This is a genomic window from Okeania sp. (genome assembly GCF_983059655.1).
Genome location: NZ_CEZPJD010000221.1, coordinates 1 through 10,679, shown reverse-complemented (window position 1 = coordinate 10,679; position 10,679 = coordinate 1). Strand labels below are relative to the sequence as shown.

9 protein-coding genes are annotated in these 10,679 nt (G+C 42.3%); 6 read left to right on the top strand and 3 right to left on the bottom strand.

The genetic code is table 11. The annotated features are described in order from the left end of the window. Positions 1-243: 243 nt before the first annotated feature. The 5 genes from AC3DU7_RS14225 to AC3DU7_RS14205 all read left to right on the top strand — a co-directional run bounded on the left by AC3DU7_RS14225 (position 244) and on the right by AC3DU7_RS14205 (position 5,678). Complete coding sequence (locus tag AC3DU7_RS14225; protein WP_488039992.1) at positions 244-702, top strand: hypothetical protein; 459 nt, start codon at positions 244-246, stop codon at positions 700-702. Between the two features lie 371 nt (positions 703-1,073). Beyond that, on the top strand, positions 1,074-1,778 hold the full coding sequence (locus tag AC3DU7_RS14220; protein ID WP_488039991.1) for a CADD family putative folate metabolism protein: 705 nt from the start codon (positions 1,074-1,076) through the stop codon (positions 1,776-1,778). A gap of 373 nt (positions 1,779-2,151) precedes the next feature. After that, the gene (locus AC3DU7_RS14215) at positions 2,152-3,018 is read left to right on the top strand and encodes a (2Fe-2S) ferredoxin domain-containing protein (protein ID WP_488039990.1); all 867 of its coding nucleotides are present in this window, start codon (positions 2,152-2,154) and stop codon (positions 3,016-3,018) included. Between the two features lie 206 nt (positions 3,019-3,224). After that, entirely contained in the window at positions 3,225-3,833 is a 609-nt protein-coding gene (locus AC3DU7_RS14210; RefSeq protein WP_488039989.1) for a hypothetical protein, read from the top strand. Between the two features lie 189 nt (positions 3,834-4,022). Beyond that, entirely contained in the window at positions 4,023-5,678 is a 1,656-nt protein-coding gene (locus tag AC3DU7_RS14205; RefSeq protein ID WP_488039988.1) for an iron uptake porin, read from the top strand. A 422-nt stretch (positions 5,679-6,100) separates the two neighbouring features. On the opposite strand, the gene AC3DU7_RS14200 is transcribed toward AC3DU7_RS14205, so the two are convergent. The 3 genes from AC3DU7_RS14200 to AC3DU7_RS14190 form a co-directional block, all read right to left on the bottom strand. Further along, positions 6,101-7,366 carry an L-lactate MFS transporter gene (locus tag AC3DU7_RS14200; protein ID WP_488039987.1) on the bottom strand — a complete coding sequence of 422 codons (1,266 nt, stop codon included), beginning with the start codon at positions 7,364-7,366 and terminating at the stop codon, positions 6,101-6,103. A 352-nt stretch (positions 7,367-7,718) separates the two neighbouring features. Beyond that, positions 7,719-8,558 carry a metal ABC transporter permease gene (locus AC3DU7_RS14195; RefSeq protein ID WP_488039986.1) on the bottom strand — a complete coding sequence of 280 codons (840 nt, stop codon included), beginning with the start codon at positions 8,556-8,558 and terminating at the stop codon, positions 7,719-7,721. 41 nt (positions 8,559-8,599) lie between these two features. After that, positions 8,600-9,319, bottom strand: coding sequence for a metal ABC transporter ATP-binding protein (locus AC3DU7_RS14190; protein ID WP_488039985.1), 720 nt, complete (start codon positions 9,317-9,319; stop codon positions 8,600-8,602). 337 nt (positions 9,320-9,656) lie between these two features. Between AC3DU7_RS14190 and AC3DU7_RS14185 the strand changes: the two genes are divergently transcribed. After that, positions 9,657-10,658, top strand: coding sequence for a metal ABC transporter solute-binding protein, Zn/Mn family (locus AC3DU7_RS14185; RefSeq protein ID WP_488039984.1), 1,002 nt, complete (start codon positions 9,657-9,659; stop codon positions 10,656-10,658). The last annotated feature ends 21 nt before the right edge of the window (positions 10,659-10,679 follow it).

Genomic DNA, 10,679 nt, shown 5'->3' with positions numbered 1-10,679 from the left:
CGTTGCTGATTCTGGGTATGATTTTGCCCCCCTAGCCCCCCAATTTTGGGGGGAACTCTAAAAGTTCCCCTTAATCCCCCTCCCGTCCCCCTTGGAAAGGGGGATGCCAGAGGATGCTACGCTTTTGAAGGATGGGGGATGCGCGGGGGCTTGACCAGAACCAAACAATCGCACATTCATACTTCTATTCAGCAACACCTAAATTTTTTCCAAGTAGTTTAATTATATAAGTTATCGAATCAAATGGAGCAAGAAAATTATTTAGATAATTGGCAGCAAGAGTTTATTGCTACTAATTTAATCTCTATAGGATATAATGCTTGGCAAGGTTATTTAAGTGGCCAACGGGGTCTAATTATTTGCAGTACAAATTCACCTATTATTGGTGCAACTGGAGAAACATTTCAAGTACATTTTGTCCTTCGTAATCATCTTGCACCTTTTCTCAATGCCTGGTTAAAAGCACCCGATACTGTCCTCCTTAAAACACACTTTATGAATGCTCATATTTTAGAAGCAGTAGAGAATTATAACCCTGAAAAAGATGTAGTTTTTATGTTAGAATCTGGCAGTCATGTTACTTTATTTTATCTTACTAATTTACCGATTAGTCCGCCTGATTGTTATCAGCAAGTGATCAAAAGTTGGGATGAATTTTCATCTCAATATTCCTCTGAATATCAAAATAATCATCATATTTAAAATTTGGTAATTTATTATATCTTTATTTTAATAAAAAAAAGTTATTGTAAGGGTTAATCCGTCAGCGTTTCAGAGCTTTAGCTATGAATTATTAGCTCATTATCAACTCAAAAGAGCAATTAGTATCCAAGGATAATTAAAACTTATAAAAAAAATGTCTTCAGCTAACCTTAGTAGTTAATTTATTCTGGCAAAAGCTGAATGCTGAATGCTTACAAGTTATTTACTTTTCTATTTATACCATTAATAAAAATGTTTTGTTGAATAAATTATTCTTTATTAACAGTTGATTTCGATAAAATCTATTCACATCTTGACAATAAAAAAAACTATGATAGTATATGTAAATATTCTGAAATTGGCGAACAATAATGTTAATTAAAAATACAAAAATGACCGTTCAAGAGTTTCTTGTTCAATTAGACGAAATTATTGAAAAACAACATTTACTTAAGCACCAATTCTATCAAATGTGGAATGAAGGAAAATTATCTTTAGAAATGTTGCAAGAATACGCTCAAGAATATTATCTACAAGTTCATTATTTCCCTACTTATGTTAGTGCTACTCACGCAGCTTGTGACGACTTAGAAATCAGAAAAATACTCCTAGAAAACCTCATAGAAGAAGAAATGGGAGTGGCAAATCACCCAGAATTATGGTTGCGTTTTGCAGAAGGTTTGGGTGTAAAAAGAGAAGCAGTTAAAGAGCGGGAACACCTAGCAAAAACTCAGGAATCTGTGAAGCTTTTGCAACAGTTATCCCGCAGTGAAAATCCAGCAAAAGGTTTAGCTGCTCTCTATGCTTATGAATCCCAAATTCCCGAAGTAGCTACTACTAAAATTGCTGGTTTGAAAGAATTTTACGGCATTAATTCTGAAGCAGCCTTGGCATTTTTTAAAGTACATGAAAAAGCCGATGAAATTCACAGCCAAGTTACGCGAGAAGCATTAGTAAAACTCTGTGAAACTGATGCTCAAAAACAAGAAGCATTAACAGCAGCAGCAACAGCAGTAGACGCCTTAAATTTACTACTTGATGGCGTGTATGAAGAATATTGTCAAGTTGTGAATTAATTACAGCAATTTTCAGGTAAGGAACGGAAATTAAATAAGACCGGGAAATGTTGGTTTCTGCCACATAAACCTCTTAAGGGTAATTAATTTTATCCGGTTTTATTTTCTTCTAATTCCTAAATAGGCCACAGTGCTTGAAGCAACCGAAGGCATCATCTTCAGTTGCGACTTCTGGTGATTTTGATTTAGAAGCGATCGGTATAATTAATGTTATTTAATTCAGTGGAGGGGAATAGGGAGTAGGGAAGAATCAACAAGTATAATTAAATAGTATTGACTAAAATATAGCTGGTTTTTTGCAAGGGTTTGGAGACCAAACCCCTACTTTTGAGGTATTTTGTTGATAAACAAACTTTAAATCCAGGGAACTAAAATGAGTGAGTTTAATCAATGGGTGACACCATTAAAACGCACGGTATCAGAAAAAAATCCTAAAGGTGGAACGATAGAATATGAAGATTTTCCTACTACAATAGATGTTACTGGCCCTCTATTGTATACATTAATTCAGCAACAGTGGCAGCAAGTTCAAATAGGTCATGTTGTTGAAGGTGGGGTACTAGAATTAGAATTCACTGAACCTCCAAAACTTTGCTTAATTTATGATGGTTATTTGACCGTAGCAACTCCCGCTTGGCATCTTCATTTATGCTTAGAAAAAAATTTAGGAGGACCTCACTGTACGACACCAATAGAATTAAGAGAAAAACGTCTTTTAAGTCGGGCAGCATTGTATCGTCGTTTAAACCCTGAAGGAGTGGCAAAAAGTTGGGGAATTGAGTTTTGGAATGGGGCGGCAGAAAAGTTAATGACGATATTTTTGCCGAATCCATTTTTAGGGGAAGATGAGGATTATTTGCCGGAGAAAAAAGCCGAGTTTTCCAAACTTGCACTTTATGAGGAGTTACGAGAAATTTATGTTTTAGGAACTCGTCCAATTCCTTTCAATAGTAATCCTTTAAAACGACCTTATTTATCTGTTTGTCGGTCGAGTCGTTGTTATCCTTCTCGGAAGTGGCAGCCAATTTTTGATGCTTTACAAACTGCGGTAAAGGCATCAGAATTAGATGTAGATGTGATTACTTCTGGCTGTTTGGAAGTTTGCAAAATGGGTCCGGTGGTCTTTTATTCTGGAGACAGAACTTGGTACACTCGCGTTACTCCTGATGTGGCTGGACGTATTGTTAACGAGCATTTATTAGGAGGGGTGAAGTTATCTGAAAATTTGTATCCTAAGTAGTGGGTGGGTAAATCTTAAAAAATATTAATGTTGAAGAAGGTTATAGGTGGTAGGTGGAAAAATTGGTCTATAATTAACCTTGTTATAAAAATTGGATGGGAATGGTCAAAGGCAAACCATATTGTCAATTATTAATTGTTGAAAGGTTTTTTGAGAGATCATCTATACCAAACTAACTTTTGGAAAAATGGTAGGAATCAAAATTTATGAAGAATAAAATTACAGTTGATTCGCCGGAAAATTATAATGTTTGGAGTCATGCTGAAAAAGCAATCTCTCATTCTCGTCTGTGGCAATTTTTGTTAATTACTATTGGCAGTGCTAGTAGTATTATTTATCCTCACGTTCCCTTAGTAGGTTTTGCTGCTATTAGTGGGGTGACACTTAATAGAAAACAGGCGATAATTTCCTCAATAATAATTTGGTTAGTTAATCAATTTTATGGTTTTACTCTTCGTCAATATCCCCAGACTTTAGAATCTTTTACTTGGGGAGTTGTGATGGGTTTGGGAACATTATTAGTAACAATTCTAGCTACTCTAAAGCCTAAATTTATTGAGCAGAAAATCTGGAGGTATTATTTATGGTTGACTGCTAGTTTAGTTATAGGATATGTCTTGTTTGAAGGAATAATATTACTGACTGCTACCTTAATGGTGGGAGACGGACATGGTTTAACAGTAGCTATTTTAGGGAGAATTTTTCTCAAGAATATAGTCTGGGCGATCGCTCTAACTTTTATCCACAGTTTGTTGATTTGGAATGGGATTAAATTCTTTAAAAGAGGGGAAAGGAGTTCTATCGCTCCTACTTAAGACAACTTGACAAACAGCCTCTTAAATAAATGTTTTGAGATTCGTTAGTTGAAAAATAAGTCAATTTTTCATCCTCGCTTATATCCTTATCCAACAATAGTTTCGCAATCAGCTTGGATAAGATTTGCTTTTTATCCTTAAATTAGTAGGGTATACTACGAACAATTAATAGGTCTTAATTAGAAATTAATGAAAAAAATTCTTAAGAAAGCCAGAAAATATAGCCCCAGTATTCTTAGTGCCACATTATTTATAGCCAATGCTGCTCAGGCTACTCCCCCAGTACAAATGGCCGGGGACTTTCGTCCCCTACCAATGGATGACCCCTCATTAGAAATGCCCAGTGTATCTGAGCTAGAAGCAGAAGAGGCAATAGATCAAGTAACATCTGTCTCCCAATTATCAGACGTACAACCCACAGACTGGGCATTTCAAGCATTGCAGTCATTAGTAGAACGTTATGGTTGTATAGCTGGTTATCCAGACGGCACCTTCAAAGGCAACCGCGCCATGACTCGCTTTGAATTTGCAGCAGGTTTAAATGCCTGTCTAGACAGAATTACAGAATTAATTGCTGCAGCAACCAGTAACCTAGCTACTAGGGAAGACCTAGCAATATTACAACGCTTACAAGAAGAATTTGCAGCCGAACTAGCAGCATTGCGGGGTCGTGTAGACTCTTTGGAAGCACGCACAGCAGAATTAGAAAACAACCAATTTTCCACAACTACCAAACTCAACGGAGAAGTTTTGTTTTGGTTAAATGATACCTTTGGGGAAAGAGCAGCAGCCCGTGGAGAACCTTCTAGCAATGACAAAACTGAGACTACTTTTTCTTATCGCGTCAGGTTAAACTTTGAGACTAGCTTTACTGGAGAAGATTTGCTCTTCACTCGTCTACAAGCTAATAATCTTAATGAGTTGAGCGAACCAGATCTCACCAATACCTTAATGACTCTTGCCGCTATTGATGAAGGTGATGGTAATAATGATGTTGGTATTGACCTGATGTTCTATCAGTTTCCCATTGGAGAACGTGCCCAAGCTCTTATTGGCCCCATTGGAGTTGACCTAGATGACGTTTCTGCAGTGTTGTCACCCTTTGCAGACGAAGGAAATGGGACCATTTCTAGGTTTGGAAGACGCAACCCTACCAGTTTCCGAGGTCCTGCTAATGCAGGTGTTGGCTTTAGTTACGCATTTAATGATAAGTTTCAGGTCAATGTGGCCTATTTAGCAGACGATCCAGCAAATCCTGCTGAGAGTGCCGGTGCATTCAATGGTGCTTACAGTGCATTAGGTCAAGTTGTAATTGAACCTAACGATAGCTTGGCATTTACCTTGGGTTATGTGCGTAAGTATTGGGGTAAGGATGGGGTTGATATTACTAATGGTACTGGTAGTTTCAAAGCTCAAGACCCCTTTGATGGTGTGCCGACAACTGCTGATAACGTTGGGTTTCAAGCTAACTGGAAGGTGAATGAAAAGTTTGAAGTGGGAGGTTGGTTTGGTTCAACCTGGGCACGACCAGAAACTAGCAATGGTGGTGATGATGATGATGTTACTATTATTAATGGAATGTTGTATTTTGCTTTCCCAGACTTGTTTAGAGAGGGAAATCTTGGTGGTTTAATGGTTGGCGTGCCTCCTATTGTGACTGATGGTGGTGATGATGATTCATTGAAGGATGATGATACATCTATACATATAGAGGCAATTTATCGTTTTCAGGTCAATGATAATATCTCTTTGACTCCTGGTTTATTTGTGATTACTAATCCTAATCACGATGATGTTAATGATACTATTTGGATTACTACATTCCGGACTCAGTTTGTGTTTTAAGTGACATACTCCCACACGCTTGCTGGTGCTATAGTGTAAGCTCTCTCGTTTCCCTTCCCTGCCATTGCATCGGGCAAGCGCGTGCTTTAAGGACGGAATGCCCTAATCATCCCGTACTTTTACAAATCAAAAAAGGCAGTAAGAAAAAAGTAGAAATTAACGATGACAATTCTGGAAAATTGCAACATATTGGAGCAATGATCGGGACTTACGCAAAGGTACTATATATATAGATATAGAGGCTTGGTGGTATTTACCTGGCGGCATCAGTCATCTGCTTATTTTGCGTAATTCCTGTTTCTATAGCATTTTAAAATGAGACATGAAAGCGCCGTGAATAAAACAAACTAAAAATTAATCTCCCCCCCCCGCCTTTCTTCCAAAGAGAATATCGATATCGCATCCTACAAAATCGGCGATCGCTATATTTCTGTCACTCTTTCCCGTTTCAGCAGCACCTGGGCTATGACGATACCGAGTATGGCTAAAAACGCCATCAGATAAAAGACGTAATTATAGCTTCCAAATAAATCTCTGATCCGGCCTGTTAATAGTGTGCCAATCAAAGCACCAACGCCATAAGCTGTGAAAACAATGCCGTAGTTTTGAGCATAGTTGTCAGGATTAAAAAAGCACAATGTAATAGTTGGAGCCATAGCCAGCCACCCCCCAAGACAGAACCAAAACAGGCAGAAAGCAATCAGATAGGTCCCCACTTGTCCCGTTTGAGCATTAGCCATTAATATACAGGCGATTAAGATCAGCACATAAGACAAGGTGGCAATATAGTGAGGTTTGAAGCGATCGCTCAACCAACCAAACAACGGACGACTGACCCCATTGAACAGAGCAAATAAGGCCACACTACTAGCAGCTACCGTTGGATTAATATCTATTATTTCCTCCCCAACTGGACTAGAAATGCCAATTGCACTCAAACCTACTAGGGTTCCAATAGCATAGCAAACCCACAACCCATAAAAGGATCGACTCTTAAACAAGTTCCCAGGATAGCTTGAGAGTAGCCTCTGGCCTGAGTTTGATGTTGAAGCACCGGTATTCTGCTGAGGATGCCAGTCTTTAGGAGGCAACTTCATCGTCAGGGAAATAGCTAGAATAATAGCTGTAAAGGCGATACCGAGAATGCGTAAAGTAGGTCGAACACTATAGGCACTGATTAATTGGTTCGCTAAGGGAGCGGTGATCAGGGGTGAAAGTCCAAAGCCAACAATGGTTGATCCCAAAGCCAACCCTTTATTATCTGGAAACCAGCGAGATACGACAACCATAGGCACACCATAGACAATACCCACTCCGGTTCCAGCAATAATCCCATAGGTGAAGATGAGTATGCCAATATGGTTGGCAAAGCTGGAAAGAATATAGCCTAAGCCGACGATCATCCCCCCGATCGCCGTTGTCAGACGGGTTCCAATACGAGGAATGTAAACCCCCGCGATCGGCATAAATGCAGCATAGAAAACCAAAACAAATGTATAGGGCAATAGGCTTTGACTGGCACTAATTCCCAACTCATTTTCTAAAGGGGTTCTAAAAATGCTCCAGGAATAGACACTTCCCAAGCAGAGTAGGATTGTCATCCCTAAAGGAATGAGCAACCATCTCCCCTGATGTGCAGACATTCCCAATATCTCCATCTTTGGCTCATAATCATTGGTTACACTCATAAGCTTTGATTTCTAAAAGGATTAAGATTTGAATTAGATAACTCAGAATGATCGGCAATAAAGCCGTTTGGCGATCGCCAATGTAGAGGGGAGGGGTTTGGTATGATTAGTAAAAACCTCTCTGAGTCTACGTTTGCGCAGCATGACCTTTGCGTAGCATTCCCAAGGAAAGGAAAGGAGGGGTTGGGCTTATAACCATCTGTGTAAGCTGCATTCCATAAACCTTTTACCCCAATTGTAGCACCATCTACTATAACCTGCGTGTTGAGCCATCGCCCGTTTTTTGTTTATTATTTAATTTGAGTTTGGTTAGTCATGGATTTCATGGAGATTGAGCGCAGCCTATCTAATGTTATTCTTTGCCGGATTGCGTCAAAATTCCCTGGGATGGACTGAACAGGAACGCCAGCAGAAAAAGCCCAAAAGCTACTAGAACGATGGCAGACCCCGAAGGAATATCCAGGTAGTAGCTCAAATACATCCCGGCAATACTGGAAAATGCCCCCAGACAGCCGCCCAAAATCATCATCTGGTGCAGCTCTCTGACCAGCAGATAAGCCGTCATTCCAGGTGCCACCAGCATGCCCATTAGCAGTAAAACTCCTACGGTTTGCAGACTGGCAACCACCGTCAGGCTAATGGCGGTGACTATGCCGAGGTAATACCAGCGCACCCTCATGCCATCGGCCTGAGCCCCAATGGGGTCAAAGGTGTAAAACAACAGCTCTTTGTAAAACAGCCAGACGCCGATCACAATGATTAACGTGATGCCGAAGGTCAGCTTTAGATCGCTCTGGGTAACCCCCAGGATGTTGCCAAACAAAATGTGAACCACATCGATACGGTTGGCTCCTGGCAACACCGTTACCAGTGTTGTGCCAATCGCTAAAAACGATGAAAAGATCAATGCCATTACGGCATCCACCTTGAGCCGGGATTGCGACTCAATGCCCGACAGCACGACGGCACTCACCACCCCCGCCACCAGCGCCCCCACCGACAGGGGAAACCTCAGAAACACGGCCACCGGCAACCCGGCCATGACAGAGTGAGCAATCATGTCCCCCATCATGCTCATCTGCTGCACGATCATGTAGCTGCCCACGACAGCGCACAAAATGCCCAGCAAAACTCCCATAATCAGAGCATTGCGCATGAATTCAAAGTTGAGGGGTTCAAGTAGTACGTTCAAGAAATTCTCCTTTTGATTGATTAATTCCGATGGTGTAGAGATTAGGCAGCGGCGAATAGTACCGGCCCTTCGTAGGCGGTCAGCAGGTTATCTTCTGTCATAACTTCGTGGCGCGGGCCTTTGGCGACAACGTGCTTGTTCAGCAATAACAGTTGATCGTAATTATCCAGGGTTTCGCCGAGGTCATGGGTGATGATGAGCAAGATTTTGGCCTGGGCTTTCAGCTCGTTAAAAATGTCGAACATAATGGATTCCGTTTTCTTATCCACTCCAGTGAAGGGTTCATCCAGAATCAGGAGTTCAGCTTCTTTTGCCAGGGCGCGGGCTAAAAAGACCCGCTGCTGCTGCCCGCCGGATAGGTCGCTGATGCTGCGATCGCGGTACTCATACATCCCCACCCGTTGTAACGCCGCCTTCACCAGCTCGCGAGATTGGGGACTGTGCCGACGAAACAGCCTGGTTTGCAGGGTACGGCCCATCATAGCAACATTCCAGACAGTGACGGGATAGTCCCAATCAATTTGCGATCGTTGGGGCACGTAGGCAACCTGGGAAAGCTGCGGTGTCAGAGGTTTCCCTTTCAGCAGGGCGGTACCCGTAGCCGACTGAATCAGCCCCAGCATGGCTTTGACCATCGTGCTTTTACCCGCCCCGTTTGGGCCAATGACCCCCACTGACTCGCCAGCGTCAAAGGTAAAACTCACATTATTGAGCGCCGTGAAACTGCGATACTTCACGGACAAATCTTGAACGATCAGCATAGTCTGCCTCTAGAAAAAAGTGAATAGAAAATGAAAAAAATATGATGTTTATATCATAAAATATGATGATGGTATACTATTGCAAATATATATCAAATTTTAACAATTTCCCAGTTGAGGGGAATTAACAGTTGTCGTTTAGGGTCATGATGCTGCTATATAAGACTTCTGGAGATTTGCCAAGGGGAGCCACTGAATTTTTCAGTCTGCTCAGTTGCGACAACCTTCTATTACAGATGCAGACTGGGTTTGTTTGCCACGGTCATGTTCTGAACTTAATGATATTTTTTCTCGACTATAATACTATATAGTATATATACTTATTCAGGAGACTTAAATGGGTTTTTTATTTCAGTCAAAGCCTCGTTTTGCAGGCACTTTTGCGGCTTTAGCAGTTGTGGTTGGCTTGGCGGCTGGTGGTGGCACTGCCGAGACGATCTCCACCCAGAGGGAAGGGAGAGATGCCGATGAAGTCGCCCAGGCAGATGGCGGGACTCCGGAGGTAGTCGCCTCCTACAGCGTTCTCTGCAGCATGGTGGAGCAAATTGCGGCGGGGGTGTTGGAACCCAACTGCCTGATCGACTATGAACAAGACCCGCACACCTATGAAGCTAGGCCGTCTGACCGACGGGCGATCGAGGTGGCGGATGCCGTCTTCTACGCTGGGATGAACTTTGAGCCGTCGATTATTGAGATGGCGGAAGCAAGCACCACCTCAGCCCCCAAAGTTGCGGTACACGAAGAAGCCGTCCAGGACATTATTGAAGTGGAGGAAGAAGGGGAAGTGGAACCCGATCCCCACATTTGGCATGACGTTGAAAACGGCATCCGCATGGTAGAGCAAATCGAGCAAACCCTGATTAAAATCGACCCCGACAATGCCGATACCTACGCCAGTAATGCTGATGCCCTCACCAGTAAGTTGGAGCGCTTAGATGCCTGGATTCCCAAACAAATTGCCACCATTCCAAAGAATCAGCGCCGTCTGATCACCACCCACGATGCCATGAGCTATTACGCCAGAGCCTATGGCCTGACGGTGGAAGATACCCTGTTGGGAGTCTCAACGGAGCAACAACCCACAGCAGCCAAGGTTAAATCCCTATCCGAGAGGATTCAGGCGATCGGTGTCCCCATTTTGTTTGCGGAGCTAACCGCCAACGACAAGGTGCTGCGCACCGTCGCCAATGAGGCGGGCGTGAATATTTCAGAGGATGTGCTGATTGCCGACGGCATCGGGGAAAAGGGCACTCCCGCAGGCAGCTATCAGGGCATGCTGGTTTACAACACCTGCACTATTGTGACCGGCTTGGGGGGCACCTGTTCAAAGTTTGAGTAAGCCCGATGCTTCTGGGCCAAG